This window comes from Opitutia bacterium KCR 482, assembly GCA_029269845.2.
In the GTDB taxonomy this organism is placed as follows: Bacteria; Verrucomicrobiota; Verrucomicrobiia; order Opitutales; family Intestinicryptomonadaceae; genus Merdousia.
In genome coordinates, this window is the sequence record CP149973.1 from 1,921,966 (window position 1) to 1,938,909 (window position 16,944).

Consider the following 16,944-nt stretch of genomic DNA (forward strand, 5'->3'; position numbering starts at 1 on the left):
ATTCGGATTGCGCCCATGCGGACTGCGCGTTTTCTGCGTCCGTTTTTTCTCCGCGCATGCTGTCCGCGCGGTTCGCCCGTTGCCTGCATTTTTGCGGTAGCGCGGGCGCGGAGTTGAGGCTACTGCTTGTGCGCCGCCTTTTGGGCTTTGAGAAAGTCGCGCGTTTCGCGGCGGAGCTTTTTGAGCTTCGGCTCTATCTTGAAAAGCTGGCGCGGTTTGAGCCTGTCGATAAAGCAGATTCCGTTGAGGTGGTCGAATTCGTGCTGGACGCACCGCGCAAAAAGCCCTTCGCACACGAGTTCGTGGGGAATTCCCTTCGTGTCGAAATATTTCATCTTAACGATTTCGCTGCGCTCCACTTCCGCGAAAATTCCGGGGAACGACAGGCAGCCCTCTTCGGCGATTTCCACATACTCGCCTATTTCCTCGACTTCGGGGTTGACCGCAACGAGCGGCATTGCAAGGTCGAGCGGCAGTTCCTTGCCGTCGAGCTTGAAGCGGCAGGGGGCGTCGGGGTCTGCGCGGCGGCGCATGTCTATTGCGAACGCGCGTTTGCCGACGTCTATTTGCGGCGCGGCAAGCCCCAGACCGTTTTCTTCGTAGAGGGTTTCGACCAAGTCGCGCCCAAGCTCCTCGACCGATTCGTCGAAGTTTTCGATTTTCGCCGCCTTAGCTTTGAGGACGGGTTCGCCGAATTTTGTGAGGCGTCTCAGCATTGCTATTCCTTGTCCTGCCGCTCCTCGCGCGGGACTTTTCCGTTTGTGCGCAGCACGAGCACCGGCTCTTTTGTCTTCACCCAGATTTTGTGCTCTTTGTAGAGTTTTGCCGAGCCGAATTCGCACGCTTCCGCGATTGTCTTAATGGGCATGCGCCTGCCTTTCGGGGTCAGGTTGAAGTCGTAGACGCCCTTGTGGAGTTTTTCGAGAGCCTCCATCGGGGCGGCGTCTTCGGGAATCTGGACTACCCAGCCCTGATATTCGAAGCCCGTTTCGCCGATTTTTCCGTAGGGGTCGTTCACAACGATTACAAATTGTTTTTTTACGGCGGGCTCTTTTTCGCCGTCATTGTCCTTCTGTTTGGATTCGAATTTCAAATCCTCCATAATTTGCGATATTTTGCGGGCGTCCAAATCCGCCCGTTGGAGAATCATCTGCACCAGTTCAATGTCTACTTTTGCCATGGTTGCAAAGGTAAGTCTATCGGCGCGGGTTTGTCAACATTTTCGGGCGGGCATGCGCCGATTGCCGCCCGCGTGCGCAAATATGGCTTGCTTTTCGTTGAAAGAAGTCTAAGCCCTAATATCCGAATATTATTGCGCGGTCGGAAAGTCGGGCGTTTTCAGGCTTTGATTCAGCCGCGGCACGGAAATTCGGATTTATTATGAATTGGCTATCGACTCTGTTTTTCGGAACGGGAATCGCGCACAGCGTTCTCGTTCTTGCTATCGTCATTGCGCTCGGCGTGGTTTTTGGCAAGGTGAAAGTGGCGGGCATTTCGCTCGGCATCACTTGGATTTTGTTCGTGGGAATCGCGTTCGGACACTTCAAAATGGGTATCGAACCCAATACCCTCCACTTTATCAAGGAGTTCGGGCTGATTTTGTTCATTTATTCGATAGGCTTGCAGGTCGGCCCCGGTTTCTTTTCGTCGTTTAAAAAGACGGGTCTGCGGCTCAACTCCATTGCCATGGGCGTCGTCTTCATGGGCGTGATTACAACGTGCGTGGTCTCGTTCGTCTTCGACATGCCGATGTCCACGATGGTCGGCATTCTGTCGGGCGCGGTGACCAACACCCCCGGCCTCGGCGCGGCGTCGCAAACTTACTTCGACATCTTCGGAAAGGACGACCCCACAATCTCCCTCGGCTACGCCGTCGCCTACCCGCTCGGCGTAATCGGCGTAATTTCCTCCATGATTATCATCAAGGCGGTTTTCAGGATTTCATTCGAGCGCGAAATGAAGGAAATCGAAGCCCGCAGCGGCGCAAAAGAGGGCGCGATGAGGATTTCCATTGTCATGGCGAACCCCTCGCTCTTCGGCAAAAAGGTTGACGACGTAGTGCGCCTTGCCGCAAAGCGTTTCGTGATTTCGCGCGTTTGCGACCGCGACGGACACATCGAAGTTGCGTGCGCCGAAACCGTCCTGCGCGAGGGCGACAAAATCCTCGTGGTTTGCGACCACAAAGACGCCGACTTCCTCGGCGCGTTCCTCGGCGAGAGAATCGACATGGAGTGGCAGAAGCTCGATTCGGGGCTTGAAGCGCGCCGCATAATGATTACAAACCACGACGTCAACGGCAAGACGCTCGGCAAGCTTGGGCTTTTCGGCGGATTCTCGTTCAACATCACGCGCGTGAACCGCGCGGGTATCGACCTCGTAGCCCACCCCGACTTGCAGTTGCAGGTTGGCGACCGCGTGACGGTCGTAGGCTCGTCGGCGGCGATTGCAAACGTCGAAAAGGTGCTCGGCAACTCCCTCCTGAAACTCAGACAGCCCAACCTTTTCCCGATTTTTCTCGGAATTTTCCTCGGTGTGTTCCTGGGCTCGATTCCGTTTTCGTTCCCCGGGATTCCGCAACCCGTGAAGCTCGGCTTGGCGGGCGGCCCGCTTGTGGTCTCCATTCTTTTGAGCCGCTTCGGTTCGCGCTTCAAAATGGTGACGTTTACAACGGTCAGCGCAAGCTTGATGTTGCGCGAAGTCGGCATTGCGCTCTTCTTGGCGGGGGTCGGCATAGGCGCGGGCGACCAGTTTGTTTCGACCATTCTCAACGGCGGCTACAAGTGGATTGGCTACGGCTTCATAATCACGATGGTGCCGATGTTGACGATGGGCGTCTTGGGGCGCATTTTGTTGAAGGTTGACTACTTTACGCTTATCGGCGTTTTGTCGGGCAGCACAACGAACCCGCCCGCGCTGGCGTACTCGAACGCGACAAGCGGCAACGACATGCCCGCGGTAGGCTACGCAACGGTCTATCCGCTGACAATGTTCATGAGAGTATTAACAGCGCAACTACTGATTATATTCGCCAGCTAAGAACGGCGCGTTATAGCACCGTTGATGCGGCGTTTCCCCGCACTTGCGGACTGCTCGCGTACAATAGTACGCCACGCACCCCGCAATCGCGTGAAAGCCACCGCCTGAACGGCACTTTGACGCCCCTAAAAATCAGCGCTAACGCACGAAGACGGCGCGTGAAAGCACTTCCCTAAGGGCGTTTCCCTGTACGCGTAGACCGCTCGCGTACGATAAGTACGCCACGCGCCCTCCGCGCACAGGAAAGCTACCCTTATGAAAGCATTTTGACGCGCCTATCAAGTGAGTGCTAACGCACAAAGTTTTTTAGGTCGTTTGGGGATAAAAGTTGGGGTGATTGGTTTGCGGAGAATCTGCGTTTGCGGATTCCCGTTTTTTTCGCGCAAAGCGCGTCTATTTTTATTTGTTTTTTGCCGATAAAAATTTTCTCCAATGTAAGTAATTGCCAAGGGCAATACGGACTTAACGGGAAAAGGCGCGGTTATAGCCGCGCCGAATTATCACAGAAAGGAACGAAGTTTCGACCGGCGCGGCTCGCCTGTGGGGGTGGAGGCGGAGAAATTTTGCAAAGCAAAATCCGCCTCATGGGGGCAAAGCCCCCATCTGCGCCGTACAGGCTGCAGCCTGTGAACTTGACTACTTATTTTGGTGTCTTATAATGGATTGAGATTTTAAAGAAAGGATAGAAATGAAAGAGAGAGCCATGTTTGTAGCGGCGGCGTTTTTTGCGTCGTGCCCGTTTGTTTTTGCCGATTTTGTTTCGGACGTCGAGGACGTCCGTGCGCGGAATTGGAGCGCGTCCGTTTCGTTCAACGAGGCGGTAAATTCGGCGTCGTCGTATTTTTCGCTGATGAACAAAATGCGCGACAGCTCGCAACAGATACTCGACGACGCCAATTCGGTTTCGCAAAAGTCGGCGTCCGCGCTCGCGAACTTGGAGTCTTTGGAGGGCGGCTTTTCGGCGTTCAAGACGTCGTTCGAGGCAAACGTGCGCAACTGCGACGTTTCGGCAAAGTCGCTCGCTGCCGCGCTCAAAGACTTGCCGCTGGGGCGTGAGCGCATCGACCGAATCCGCAAACTCGTCGGCGAAACGCGCAAGAGCGTCTCGCAAAACGCGGGGGACAATTTTCAGGACAAACGCTATTTCGACTCCGTCGCCTCGCGCTTCGATTCGGCGGTGAACGCGCTGGCATCGGCGCAGGCTTGGGCGTCGCGCGTGTCGGTCATGGCGTCGGTAAACGCGCCGCGCGTTGAGGGAATAAAATCGACCCTTTCGGCGGCGAAAGACTACATCTCGAAGACCTCGGAGGCGGAGTCCAAAAACGCAAAATCCGCAAAGGAAGTTTCCGAGACCGTGTCGAAGTTCGCGGAGGAGTTCGGCGCGGCTCTTTCGCGCTACGAAGACTTGGGCGAAATCTGCCAAGACGCGCGTTCGCTCGCGCTTTCGGCGGCGTTCAAAACAAACGCGTTCGTGCTCAACACTCTTTCGAAGTCGGAAAAGTACGGGAGGGAGATTTTCGCGCAGGCGGAAGCCGTAAACCTTTCGTCAATGCCGTCGTACTACCGACCGAGCCTTTCTAAAAAGCAAGAATCCGCCGTAATTTCGGCGAGGAAGGCGAAGTCGGCGCAACCTTTGTACGCCGAATGCGCGTTGGCAGACGGCGGGGCGGGCGTAGCGTCGCGCGCGAACTTCGCGGTCGGCGGAGCTTCCGCTCCCGACAAGAGCAAAGTCCGCGCTGAAATAGTCTCCGCCTGCGCCGAAATCGAATTCGTTTCCGCGGAGCTTCGCGCTGCGGCGGAAACGCTCAACCAGATTGCCTCCTCCGCGGAGGCTTCGCTTTCGGCAATCTCGAACTTGGAGGGCGGGGCGTCGAAAATTTTGCGCTCGTCGATAGACGCGTACGCGCGGTCTCAGACTCTATCGACCGACATTCTTCTGCTCGGCATAAACATCAAGACGTTTACCGCGCAGAACAAAATTTCGTCCGCAAAAATGGGCGAACTTTTCGCCGCGTCGAAGTCGGAATTCGAAAAGGCGAAGCGCGGCGCGGAGGCAATCGAGTCGAAACTCGCCGAGCTCTCAAAAGAGGTTAAATAGCCCGATATGCGCCAGCTCTTTCGGCTATTCGCCGCCGCCGCGGCTCTTTCCGCGTCCGTTTTTGCCTTCGCCGAAACGGGCGATTCGCGCATAGCGGACGCGGGCGCGAAAATACTTTTGACCCGCGCCGAACGCGGCGATACCGACTCGAAAATGTCGGTCGCCCTCAGCTACGCGCAGGGCGAAAAGGGATTCCCCAAAGACGCCGCGTCCGCCGCGAAATGGTTTTTGTCGGCGGCGGACGACGGCAACGCCTACGCGCAGAATTTTGCGGCGTCGGCGTACGCAAAAGGCGAGGGCGTGCCGAAAGACGAACGCCTCGCCGCGGAGTGGTGGAAAAAGGCGGCGGACGCGGGCTATCCCGAGGCGATGTTCAACTTGGCGGCATGCCACTCAAAGGGCTTCGGTGTGCCGAAAGACTACAAGGCGGCTGTCGAGTGGTGGGTCAAGGCGGCAGAGGCGGGGCACGCCGCCGCGCAGTTCAACGTGGCCGCGCTTTGCATAAACGGGAGCTATCTCGAAAAATCGCTTCCGCGCGGAATCGGCTGGCTGAAAAAGTCGGCTGAGGGCGGCAACAGGGACGCCCAAACCGCGCTTGCGGGATACTACTATCACGGCGTCGGCGTGAACGCCTCGAAGACCGAGGCGGCGCGGCTGTGGAAGTCGGCGGCGGACGCGGGCGACTTGTTCGCGCAGAAAAATCTCGCCCTGATGTACCTGCGCGGCGACGGCATTCCCGCCGACAAAAAGGCGTTTGTTAAATACACGCTTCTTGCCGCCGAAAACGGGGACGTCGATTCCCTCTACAACATGGGCGTTGTTTTCGAGACGGGCGACGGAGTGGAGATGGACACCGAACGCGCGTCGGAGTATTACCGCCGCGCCGCCGCAAAGGGGCACGCCGAGGCGGTGAAGCGTCTTGAACGCAAATAGCGGGCGGCGTCAATCCAGCGGCGTCCGCATTCCGTATCCGCCTTTGCGCAAGCTTTGAATTGCGCGTTCCGCCGGGTCTTTGCGCCGACATTCCCGACCCGTCCGAGCGTTCGATAGCGCGCCCTCCCCGAAGAACGCGTTATAGTCCGCCCGCCATGCGTGCGCGCATGGCGCGGACACAATTACCGCAGTGCACATTTGCAAGAATCATGCATTTTTGCAGGTTGAAAGTTTTGGCTAAAAAAACGGCGCGGATTAAAAACCCGCGCCGAAATATCATATTTTCGGAATTTTATTTGTCCTTGAATTTCGCCACAAGCTCGTTGATTGTGGCTTTCGCGTCGCCGTAAATCATGCGGGTGTTGGGGCGGAAGAACAGGCTGTTTTCGAGTCCGGAGAAGCCCGCGCCCTTGCCGCGTTTGAGCGCGAAGACGGTCTTCGCCTTGTACGCCTCGATAATCGGCATTCCGTAAATCGGGCTGCCCTTGTCCTCGGCGGCGGCGGGGTTTACGACGTCGTTCGCGCCGATGACGATTGCCACGTCGGCGGTTTCGAGAATCCTGTTTGCCTCGTCCATTTCTTTGAGCTGTTCGTAGGGAACGTCGGCTTCGGCGAGGAGCACGTTCATGTGCCCCGGCATGCGCCCCGCGACAGGGTGGATTGCGAACGCAACCTCCGCGCCGTTGTTTTCGAGAATTTCGGCAAGCTCCTTGACTGCGTGCTGCGCCTGCGCGACCGCCATTCCGTATCCGGGAATGAACACCACGTTCTGCGCGGCTTCGAGCACAAAGTACGCGTCGTCAACCGAAATGGGCTTCATTTCGCCCTCCACTTTTTGCGACTTCGAGCCGCCCGATCCGAAGCCCGAGAACAGCACGTTTCCGAGCGTCCTGTTCATCGACTTGCACATTATCACCGTGAGAATGATTCCGCTTGCGCCCACAAGGCAGCCCGCGACGATGAGCACGTTGTTGCTGATGACAAAGCCCGCCGCCGACGCCGCCAAGCCCGAGAGCGAATTGAGTAGCGAAATCACAACGGGCATGTCGCCGCCGCCAATCGGCATTACCGCCGCAAAGCCGAGCAGCAGCGAGAGCAGAACCGCCGCGAGCATTGCCGCGAAGCCGAGCTGGAAGTCTCCCGAAACCGTGAGAACCGCCGCCGCCGCGAGCGTGAGAACCGCAAGAGCTGCGTTGAGCGCCTTCTGCCCCGCGAAGGTTTTTGCCTTGCCCGATATTTTGCCCGAAAGCTTGCCCCACGCGTAGACCGAGCCGGTGAACGTTATGCCGCCGATTGCGATTGTCGCGGCGATTGCGAATTTCGAGAACGTGTCGGGCATGTGCGCGTCGCCCTGAACCATGTCGAAGTAGTATTCCGCGGCGGCTACAAGCAGGCTTGCGAGGCCTCCGAAGCCGTTGAGAAGCGCGACCATTTCTGGCATGGAGGTCATCTTGACGCGCTTTGCCATCACCGCGCCGACGAGCCCGCCGAACAGCAGTCCGCCAGCGAGCAGACCCCACGAGAGCGGGTCGTTGCAGTCGAGAATTTTTTTGTCGAAAAGCGTGATTACGACCGCCACCAGCATGCCGACCGCAGAAACAAGGTTGCCCCTGCGCGCCGTTTCCGCCTTGCCGAGCATTTTAATGCCGATAATGAACAGAATCGACGCAAGAATATAAACAAAATTTACGATAGCAGGATTCATCTTATTTGCCCTTCTTTTTGAACATCGCAAGCATTCTGTCGGTGACCATGTAGCCGCCGACCACGTTGATTGCCGCAAGCACCAGCGCGAAGAGACCGAGGATAGTAGCCGCGAGACTTCCCTCCGTTCCCGCCGTGGAAATCATCGCGCCCACGATTGTGATGCCGCTGATTGCGTTCGAGCCGCTCATGAGCGGCGTGTGGAGCTGGCTGGGCACTTTCGAGATTAGTTCGAATCCCAAAAACGCCGCGAGCGTAAATATGAACAGAAGCAGAATTATTTCCATTGTATTCCTTTTATTTGAAGCGTTCGTCGGCGATTTGTCCGTCGCGCGCCACGACCGACGCCTTCATAATCGGGTCGTCGAAATTCGGCGCGAAAGAGCCTTCTGGCGAGAAGTGCGAAATGTAGTTGACGACGTTTGCGCTGTACATTTGGCTTGCGGTTGCGGGCACGGAGGCTTCGAGGCAGGTGTCGCCTATGATGCTCACTCCGTTGGGGGTGATTACTATTTCGTCGGGCTTCGAGCCTTCGACATTGCCGCCGCTTTCGACCGCCATGTCCACGATTACGCTGCCGGCTTTCATTCCCATCACCATTTCCGCGGTGATGATGCGCGGTGCCTTTCTGCCGAAAAGTTTTGCGGTTGTAATTATCACGTCCGACTGCGCGCAGACTTTCGCCATGCCCTTGCGTTGAAGCTCGATTTGCTCCGGCGTAAGCTCCTTAGCGTAGCCTTGCGCGGTCTGCCCCGTTTCGCCGAGGTCGATTTTCACGAACTTTGCGCCGAGGCTCTTTACCTGCTCTTCGACGACGGGGCGCGTGTCGAAAGCGTCAACCCTCGCGCCGAGACGCTTTGCGGTTGCGATTGCCTGCAAGCCCGCGACGCCCACGCCGACTATGAAGAATTTGAGCGGGGAAATCGTGCCCGCGGGAGTCATCATCATCGGGAGGATTTTTTTGAGCGCGTTAGCCGCCTTGATTACCGAGACGTAGCCCGCGAGGTTCGACTGCGAGCTGAGAACGTCCATTTTCTGGGCGATTGTGCTGCGGGGAATCATTTCGAAACTCGCCGCGGTAATGCCCGCGTCGGCGAAAGTTTTAATAAGCTCCTTTTCGTTGAACGGGTCGAGTAGGCTGAGGTAGAACGCGCCGCGCTTGAAATCGGCAATTCTTTCCTTTTCGGGTTTTCTGACTGCGGCGATGAAGTCGGCATTTTTTGCGAAGTCGGCGTCAACGATGTTTGCGCCGGCAGACTTGTATTCTTCGTCGGGGAAGCCCGCTTTTGCGCCCGCGCCCGATTCAACGTTGACCGTCCAGCCGATGTTCGCGAGTTTCCGAACGTCGGGCGGAATTACCGCGACCCTTGTTTCGCGCGGGTCGCGCTCAGAGGTGATAAATAGGTTTTTCATGCAAATTCGATTCAAGCACCCGAATTTATTAAAACAAGGAAATTTTTGCGAAACTTGGAATTTTCTTTATTTGTATTGCAAATTTTGCGTTAACGCGATTTTCCCAAAAACCTCCCAACGCCCGCAATCCGTCCTTTCGAGTTGGTTATATATAAGCTAAAATTGGTGCACAGTATTTGAAATACTGATGTCAAATAAAAAATCACAATACATGTTTAACGCTTTGTATGTGCGATTTACGGAATTTATTTGAGCTTTACGTTTTCATGCGCGAAAAATAACTTTCGAGCTTCTTTTATCTAATATATTGGTATAATGTTGTTGTGTTTTTTAGAAAAACATCAGTATTTCAAATACTGTATCCGTTATTCGCAGTAAATTTTTACTCTGCAAAAATCGGACAGTAAAAGTTGTTCCTAACAACTTCTGGCTAAATTATGTGTGCTGTCGTTTTATTGATGAATCTATACAAAAAGGCAAAATATGAAAAAACAAAGTGATAATTTAAACAATTATACATGTGCATTATGCAAACGCGGATTTCCAAAACCAAAAGTAAAATATATGGGTTCATTCTTGCTTGAAATTGCATTATGGATTGTGGCGATTGCTTTTTTGGGGTATTACGGTTTAATTATAGGCGTGATTTTTTCGTTAATGAGGCTTTTTTCTCGTAAAAAAGTCTGTCCGCATTGCGGAAGCGAAAATTTTTATAAAACTGAAGATTTTTAATTTTTTTCTTTCTTCTATTTCTCTATTCGTAAACGTATATGTTTTTCGATAATGTTTGACTTTGTTGCGAAAACGGCTCATACGTTTGAGTATGAAGAGGTTTATTGCATCTATTGCTTGTTTGGGGGCTTGGGCTGCGGTTTTCTCGGCTTCGGCTTTTGCCGAAAAATACATCACGCGCGACCAGCCCGTCGCCGACACTTTCATTAAAAAATACGGAAAGTCGTTTTACGTTGTCTCGCAAATCGGAGACTCGAAAGTGCCCGACGTTCTCGAACGTCTCGACCGCAAGGGCAGGGTGGCAAATGCCCTCGAATGGTCGCGCGAGGCGCGGGGGCAGATTCTCGAATTTTTTGACTCGCAAGTTTACGGCGCGATTCCCCCGCGCCCCGATTCCCAGAAATTCGAGCTTATAGAATCGTCCGACGACGCCCTCGGCGGCATTGCCCTGCGCAGGCAGTACAGAATTACCGTTTCGGGAGCGGGCGGCTCGCTCTCGTTTGTGGCTCTTGTGTATCTGCCTAAAAACGGCGGCGCGAAAACGCCCGCGTTCATCTGCCCCAACTTCGACGGCAACTTTGTCGTTTCGCCCGAAGACGGAATCGCGACGGAAAACTATGCGGCGACTCTTTCAGAAAAGAAACGCGCCCAGCTCCGCGCGGAAAAATCGACGCGCATTCCCGTTGCCGACATCGTTTCGCGCGGCTACGCAATCGCAACGTTCTGCTACATGGACGTCTATCCCGACCGCAAGGGCGCGGCGGCGGCGGACGAAAGCGTCTACAAGATTTTCGGCAAAAAATTCGACTCGCGCCCCGCGATTGTCGCTTGGGCGTGGGGGAACATGCGCGTAGCCGACCTGCTTGAAACGCTGCCCGAAATCGACATGTCGAAGCTTGCGGTCGTCGGGCACTCGCGCCTCGGCAAGACCGCTCTGATTGCGGGCGCGCACGACCTCCGCTTTGCCTATGTCTGCTCGAACAACGCCGGCTGCATGGGCGAGGCTCTTACGCGCCGCAACTACGGGGAATCGGCGGCGTCGATGGTAGACTTTAACTTTCCTTACTGGTTTTCCGCAAACTTCAAGAAGCACGCGCACGACGTTTCGTCGATGCCCGTCGACCAGCACCACCTTGTGTCGCTGATTGCCCCGCGCATGCTCTACACCACGAGTTCCTCCGAAGACTTCTGGGCCGACCCCGAAGGCCAGCTGCTCGGTCTGATAAACGCCGCGCCCGCGTTCGCGCTTTTCGGGGCGAAGAATTTTCCGACCCTCGACGCGCTCGAAATAGACTCGCCCTTCCACGGCGACATCGCCTACCACATCAAGAGCGGCAGGCACAGCATAACGCCCTACGACTGGAAGAATTTTATGGACTACGCCGAAAAGCGCGGCTGGAAGCCCGTCCCCCCGAAAAAATAAGGCAGGAGAAAAAATATTATGAAAAAACTTTCTATGTTTCTGATGTCGCTCTCCGCGTCCGCCCTGTTTGCGGCGGAGGCTGGCGAGCTTTACAACCCCGACATGCCCGAAAAATCGTGCATGAAATTCAACAGGGTCGAAAAGGTCGCGATAAACTATGCGGAGGCGAAAGCCGACATCTACAAGAAGCTCGACATTCTCGACAAAATAGGCGGGGGAGGGCGCGTCGAAACAGCCAAGCAGTGGCTCGACGGGGAGCGTCCGAAAGTCGTGAAATTTTTGGAGGAGGAGTATTTCGGCAAAATGCCTCCGCGCCCCGAAAAGCTCGAATTCAAGCTTGTCGAGTCGTCCGAAGACGCGCTCGGCGGAATCGCAAAGCGCAGGCAGTACAAGATAATTTCCACCGACAAAAACGGAACGCACATTTTCAACGTTCTCATGTACTATCCGAAGTCGGCTTCGCGCGAAAATCCCGTGCCCGCGTTCATCTACACCAACTACAACGGCAACCACATGACGGTTTCCGAGCCGGAAGTTCTGCTGCCCGAAGAGGGCACTTGGCTTTCGAACAGCAAAAGGGGGAAAATTACAGACAACCGCGCCCACGATTACCAGCGCGGAACGGGCGCGCCGCGCAATCCGTTCAAGGACATCGTCTCGCGCGGCTACGCTGTCGCCACGTTCTGCTACTGCGAAATCTACCCCGACAAGGAGCACATTCTCTCCGAAAACGAATCCGTGTTCCGCATCTTCGACAAGTCGGCGGTGGACAAGGATCCGCGCTGCATAGCCGCGTGGGCGTGGGGCGACTGCCGCGTCCTCGACTTGCTCGAAACCCTGCCGTTTATCGACCGCTCGAAAATCGGCGTCGCGGGGCACTCGCGGCTCGGCAAGACCGCGCTGCTTGCGGGCGCGTACGACACGCGTTTTGCGCTCGCGGTCTCGAACAGCTCGTGCTGCGGCGGGGCGTCGATGAACAGGCGCAACTACGGCGAGAACCTGAAATTTGCGGCGACGTATTTCCCGTGCTGGTACAAGCCCAAAATGAAAGAGTATGCCGAAAACATAGAGAGCATGCCTATTGACGCCCAGCATATGCTTGCGGCGATGGCTCCGCGCATGGTCTACGTTTTGAGCGGAACCAAGGACATTTGGGCCGACCCGAAAGGCGAGTTCATGTCGCTTGCCGAGGCCGGCAAAATCTACGCGCTTTTCGGCGCGAAAAAAATGGCGACTCCCGACGACTTGCGCGTAAAAAAGCCGTTTGTCGGCGACGGCTTCGGATATGTGCTGTACGACGGACCGCACCAAATCGACGCGTACAACTGGAAGTGCATAATGGACTTCACCGACGCCCACGGCTGGACGAAGCGCAAATAGTCCGCTTTTTTTAACCGCAGTTTTTTCAAAATCCGCAGCGTACGTTGTTGCGGATTTTTTTTGACACGCCCGCGCCGTTCCGAAATAATAAAATTCAGCTTATTCTGTAATAGACATGGAAAATAGGGATTTCGACAAAATGGGAAGAAGAAAGTTTCTGAGCGCGTCGACAATGTCGCTTCTCGGATACTCCTTCATGGTAAGTCTGCCCGCCAAGGCGGAAGACGCCGCGGGCGGCGAAAAGGCGGGAATTACGCCGCTCGGCAAAAAGATAGAAAGCTCGCTTGCGGGCAGGGCGTTCGACGCTTCGGGAGAGCCGAACATGGAGAAAATCGGCCTCGACTGCGACGTGCTCGTTGCGGGCGGCGGCCTTGCGGGCGTGTGCGCGGCGATAGCATCGGCGCGGGCTGGGGCGAAAACGATTTTGGTTCAGGACAGGTCGAGGCTCGGCGGCAATTCAAGCTCCGAGGTGCGCATGCACCCGCTCGGAATTTGGAGCCACAAGGTCGGCTGGCGCGAGGCGGGAATTTTGGAGGAAATCAAGCTTGAACACTCCGTCAAGAACCCCCAGATGTCGTGGGAAATGTGGGACTTGGTTTTGTACGACAAATGCGTGTCGGAAAAGAACCTCACCCTTCTGCTCGACACTTCCGTATACCTCGCCGAAACGGCGGACGGGCGGATAAAATCAGTCATGGCGCGCAGCGACCACTCGCTCAAAATCTACAAAATTTCCGCCAAGCAGTTTGTGGACTGCACGGGCGACGCGCGAATCGCCATGGAAGCGGGCGCAACGCTGATGTCTGGGCGAGAAGGCTCCAAAAAATACGGCGAGGAGCTTGCCGACATCTACGAGCTCGGCAAGCACCTGTGCGCGTCGGTAATCTACACTTCGAAAGACTGCGGCAAACCCACGCCGTTTACGCCGCCCTCGTGGGCGAAGAAAATTACGGCGGAGGACTTGAAGTTCCGCGACCCCCGCGCGAGCGGCTTCGGCATGGGCTACGCGTTCATTTCGCACGGCGGCATGGCGGACACTTTGCGCGACACCGAAGTGCTGCGCTTCGAGCTGCTGTCGATAATTTTGGGCGTGTGGGACTACATCAAAAACAGCGGAAAATTCCCCGAAACCGCAAACCTCGCCCTCGACTCCGTCGGAATGATTCCCGCAAAGCGCGACACTTACAGGGTGCTCGGCGAGCACATTTTCACCGTCCACGACATCAAGGGCAAGTGGCGCGAAATGCCCGACCAAATCGCCGCCGCGGGCTGGGCTTTGGAGGACCAAACCTCAAAGGGCTTCTACGCCGAACGCCACAAAAAGCCCGCGATTTTCGCCGGGAAGATAGACTACTACAACATACCGTTCGGCTCTCTTGTGGCAAAGGATTTTCCGAACCTGCTCATGGCGGGGCGCGACATCAGTTGCAGCCACATGGCGTTTTCCTCGACGCGCATAATGAACACCTGCGCGACGACGGGGCAGGTGTCGGGCACGGCGGCGGCGTTGTGCGCGGCGGAGGGAATTTCGCCGAAAGACATTTTGAAGTCTCCCGAAAAATTTTCGGCGTTCCAGCAGCGCATGCTCCGCGACGGCGTGATTATCGCGGGCGTCAAAAATTCCGATCCGCTCGACTTGGCGCGGTCTGCGAAGATTTCGGCGAGCTCCTGCGCGGCGTCCGCCAAGCCCGAAAACGTTGTTTCGGGAATGTTCTACGACGCCCTCGGCAGCTGCGAAAACCGCTGGATTGCACCGATTATAGACAAGCCCGCGCTCAAGCTCGAATGGGATTCGCCGAAGGAGATTTCCAAAATAATACTCAACCTCGACACGGGTTGCCGCATGCTCACAATTACGCGCCAGCCCAACTTTTTCAAAAGGCTCGCGCTCGGCGCGCAGCCCGAATGCCTGCGCGACTACCGCATTGTAGCAACCCTCGCCGACGGCTCTAAAAAGACGCTTGCGGAAGTTAAGGGCAACTACCAGAAGCGCGCGGAGCACGATTTCGAAAAAGTCGCCGCAAAGTCGGTCGAGCTTGAATGCCTTGCCACAAACGGCTCCGACACCGCCTCTGTCTTCGAGGTGCGCGTCTATGCGTAGGCGAACGCGGAATTTTGCTTGCAAAATTTTGTGTTTGTGTGGGATGATATCGAAAACAAATTTCCGGATTCAATGAAAAGTATAATCGCAGGCATTATGGCGTCGTTTGCGGCGCAGTTTTTGCTATGCTCGTGCTTCGTCGAAAAAACCGTGCCTCCACGCGAAAATGCGGAGTGCCGCGCGACGGCAAACGTAGCGTCGTTCAACATGCTCTATTTCGCCGACAAGCCCTATTGGGAAAAACGGCGCGCGCAAATTCCCGCGCTCATGAAATACCACGAGTTCGACATATGCGGCTCGCAGGAGCTGTCGATAGAGCAGGCGGAGTGGATTTTATCGCAGCTCGGCTCTGCCTGGGCGGCGGAATTCAACAACCCGAAAATCGAGCCGAACGGCAAAAGCTGGGCGATGAACGTCGTCATTTTCTACAAGGCGTCGCGCTTCGAACGTCTCGACGGCGGCACGTTCTGGTTCGGTCCGAACCCGTATCCGCCCGAAAAGCGGACGGTCGGCTGGGGCGTCGGCGGCGAAAAGCAGAACCGCTTTTGCGCGTGGATAAAACTGCGCGACAAACTTTCGGGGCGCGAGTTTGTGTTCTTCGACCTCCACCTGAACAGCCGCAACAAGCCCGACAGGGAAAAGTCCTTCGATTTGCTCGTTTCGGAAGTGCCGAAAATCGCAGGCAAAACGCCTTTCGTAATCGTGGGCGATTTCAACACGCGCGAAAAGGAAATGATAGACAAGTTCGAGTCGTCGGGGCTTCTGCGCAACTCGCGCGACATCTCGCAAACGCCGCACTACGGCCCCGAACCCACTTACATAGGCGTCAAGCCCGACCCCAAGCGCTGGCTGTCGCGCCCGATAGACTTCGTGTTCGTCTCGAACGGAATGGAGGTGCTCAAACACGCGCACATTTCCGACACTTTCGAGGACGTGCGGCTGTCCGACCACATGCCCGTTCTCGCGAAAATCGTCCTTCCCGCGACGCGCTGAAACCGCGCGGGGGCACGGCGTTAAATGGCAATTTATTGGCTTGATTGCCATGGCGTTTGTGTTTTGATTGAAAACAATATGGCATCTAAGAAAATCTTTATCATGGGCGTCAACGGGTTTATCGGCTCGTCGCTCGCGTGGAAAATCCTCCAAAAGACCGAATGGGAAATCGTCGGCATGGACTTGGGCACAAATAAAATCGGGCACTGCCTCGGCAACCCGCGCTTCGCGTTCTTCGAAAAAAATATCTTCACCGACAAAGACTGGATTGAAGAACAAATAAAAGAGTGCGACGTCGTTGTGCCGCTCGTGGCAATCGCGACACCCACGCTCTACGTCAAAGACCCCCTGCGCGTATACGAGCTGGACTACGAGTCGAACATCGACATCGTGAAAAAATGCGCAAAGTACGGCAAACGCATCGTCTTTCCCTCGACTTCGGAAGTCTACGGCATGTGCCCCGACCGGAATTTCGACGAGTACAATTCGCCGCTCGTCCTCGGTCCCGTCCCGAAAGAACGCTGGATTTACTCGTGCATCAAGCAGATGCTCGACCGCGTAATCTGGGCGTACGGCAACCACGCGGGGCTGAAATTCACGCTCTTCCGCCCCTTCAATTTCATCGGCCCGAAACTCGACGACATCACCGCCCCGAAGGAAGGCTCGTCGCGCGTGCTCACGCAGTTCGCGCACAACATCATCAACGGCAAGCCGATTAAGCTCGTAGACGGCGGAGCGCAAAAGCGCAGCTTCACGTTCATCGACGACGGCATAGAGTGCCTGCTCAAAATTTTGGAAAACAAGGACGGCTGCGCCGACGGAAAGATTTTCAACATCGGCAACCCCTACATGGAATTTTCAATCAAAGAGCTTGCCGACATGCTCGTGGAGCTTTTCGGCGAATATCCCGAATACGCCGAACGCGCGAAGAACGCGAAAATCGAAAGCGTTTCGAGCGAGGAATACTACGGCAAGGGCTATCAGGACGTGTCGCGGCGCATGCCGTCGATTGCCGAGGCCGAGAAAGTTCTCGGCTGGAAACCGACCACCGACCTGCGCACCGCGCTAAAACTTACGCTCGACTACCACCTGCTCAAAAAGGACTACGAGCTTGGCGAAACTTCGAAATAA

General features: G+C 55.7%; 14 protein-coding genes. 9 read left to right on the top strand and 5 right to left on the bottom strand.

Going from position 1 to position 16,944, the window contains the following annotated elements:
- Nucleotides 1–119: 119 nt before the first annotated feature.
- Nucleotides 120–716, bottom strand: coding sequence for a peptide deformylase (locus P3B99_008195; GenBank protein ID WYJ07178.1), 597 nt, complete (start codon nt 714–716; stop codon nt 120–122).
- Nucleotides 717–718: 2 nt separating this feature from the next.
- Nucleotides 719–1,180, bottom strand: coding sequence for a hypothetical protein (locus P3B99_008200; GenBank protein WYJ07179.1), 462 nt, complete (start codon nt 1,178–1,180; stop codon nt 719–721).
- Between the two features lie 200 nt (nt 1,181–1,380).
- On the opposite strand from P3B99_008200, the gene P3B99_008205 reads away from it, so the two are divergent.
- The 3 genes from P3B99_008205 (at nt 1,381) to P3B99_008215 (ending at nt 6,067) form a co-directional block, all read left to right on the top strand.
- Complete coding sequence (locus tag P3B99_008205; GenBank protein ID WYJ07180.1) at nt 1,381–3,036, top strand: putative transporter; 1,656 nt, start codon at nt 1,381–1,383, stop codon at nt 3,034–3,036.
- A 688-nt stretch (nt 3,037–3,724) separates the two neighbouring features.
- Nucleotides 3,725–5,134 (top strand): hypothetical protein, encoded by a 1,410-nt coding sequence (locus P3B99_008210; protein ID WYJ07181.1) that lies wholly within the window; start codon nt 3,725–3,727, stop codon nt 5,132–5,134.
- A 6-nt stretch (nt 5,135–5,140) separates the two neighbouring features.
- Nucleotides 5,141–6,067, top strand: a complete 927-nt coding sequence (locus tag P3B99_008215) for a tetratricopeptide repeat protein (GenBank protein ID WYJ07182.1) — start codon at nt 5,141–5,143, stop codon at nt 6,065–6,067.
- Nucleotides 6,068–6,359: 292 nt separating this feature from the next.
- Here the strand turns inward: P3B99_008215 and P3B99_008220 are convergent, their stop codons facing one another.
- Genes P3B99_008220 through P3B99_008230 form a run of 3 tightly spaced genes read right to left on the bottom strand, consistent with a single transcriptional unit; the run spans nt 6,360 to nt 9,184 of the window.
- Nucleotides 6,360–7,772, bottom strand: coding sequence for an NAD(P)(+) transhydrogenase (Re/Si-specific) subunit beta (locus tag P3B99_008220; protein ID WYJ07183.1), 1,413 nt, complete (start codon nt 7,770–7,772; stop codon nt 6,360–6,362).
- Nucleotide 7,773: 1 nt separating this feature from the next.
- Nucleotides 7,774–8,058, bottom strand: a complete 285-nt coding sequence (locus P3B99_008225) for an NAD(P) transhydrogenase subunit alpha (protein WYJ07184.1) — start codon at nt 8,056–8,058, stop codon at nt 7,774–7,776.
- A 10-nt stretch (nt 8,059–8,068) separates the two neighbouring features.
- Entirely contained in the window at nt 8,069–9,184 is a 1,116-nt protein-coding gene (locus tag P3B99_008230) for an NAD(P) transhydrogenase subunit alpha (protein ID WYJ07185.1), read from the bottom strand.
- Nucleotides 9,185–9,667: 483 nt separating this feature from the next.
- Here P3B99_008230 and P3B99_008235 point away from each other — a divergent pair, with 483 nt between their 5' ends.
- From P3B99_008235 to P3B99_008260, 6 genes are all read left to right on the top strand, one after another.
- Nucleotides 9,668–9,916: a hypothetical protein gene (locus P3B99_008235; protein WYJ07186.1), complete on the top strand. Its 249-nt coding sequence runs from the start codon at nt 9,668–9,670 to the stop codon at nt 9,914–9,916.
- A gap of 91 nt (nt 9,917–10,007) precedes the next feature.
- The gene (locus P3B99_008240; protein WYJ07187.1) at nt 10,008–11,339 is read left to right on the top strand and encodes a hypothetical protein; all 1,332 of its coding nucleotides are present in this window, start codon (nt 10,008–10,010) and stop codon (nt 11,337–11,339) included.
- 18 nt (nt 11,340–11,357) lie between these two features.
- A complete protein-coding gene (locus P3B99_008245) occupies nt 11,358–12,719 on the top strand; it encodes a hypothetical protein (protein WYJ07188.1) in 1,362 nt (453 codons plus the stop codon).
- Between the two features lie 115 nt (nt 12,720–12,834).
- Nucleotides 12,835–14,820 (top strand): FAD-dependent oxidoreductase, encoded by a 1,986-nt coding sequence (locus P3B99_008250; protein ID WYJ07189.1) that lies wholly within the window; start codon nt 12,835–12,837, stop codon nt 14,818–14,820.
- Nucleotides 14,821–14,892: 72 nt separating this feature from the next.
- Nucleotides 14,893–15,813 carry an endonuclease/exonuclease/phosphatase family protein gene (locus P3B99_008255; GenBank protein WYJ07190.1) on the top strand — a complete coding sequence of 307 codons (921 nt, stop codon included), beginning with the start codon at nt 14,893–14,895 and terminating at the stop codon, nt 15,811–15,813.
- A gap of 78 nt (nt 15,814–15,891) precedes the next feature.
- The gene (locus tag P3B99_008260) at nt 15,892–16,944 is read left to right on the top strand and encodes a bifunctional UDP-4-keto-pentose/UDP-xylose synthase (protein WYJ07191.1); all 1,053 of its coding nucleotides are present in this window, start codon (nt 15,892–15,894) and stop codon (nt 16,942–16,944) included.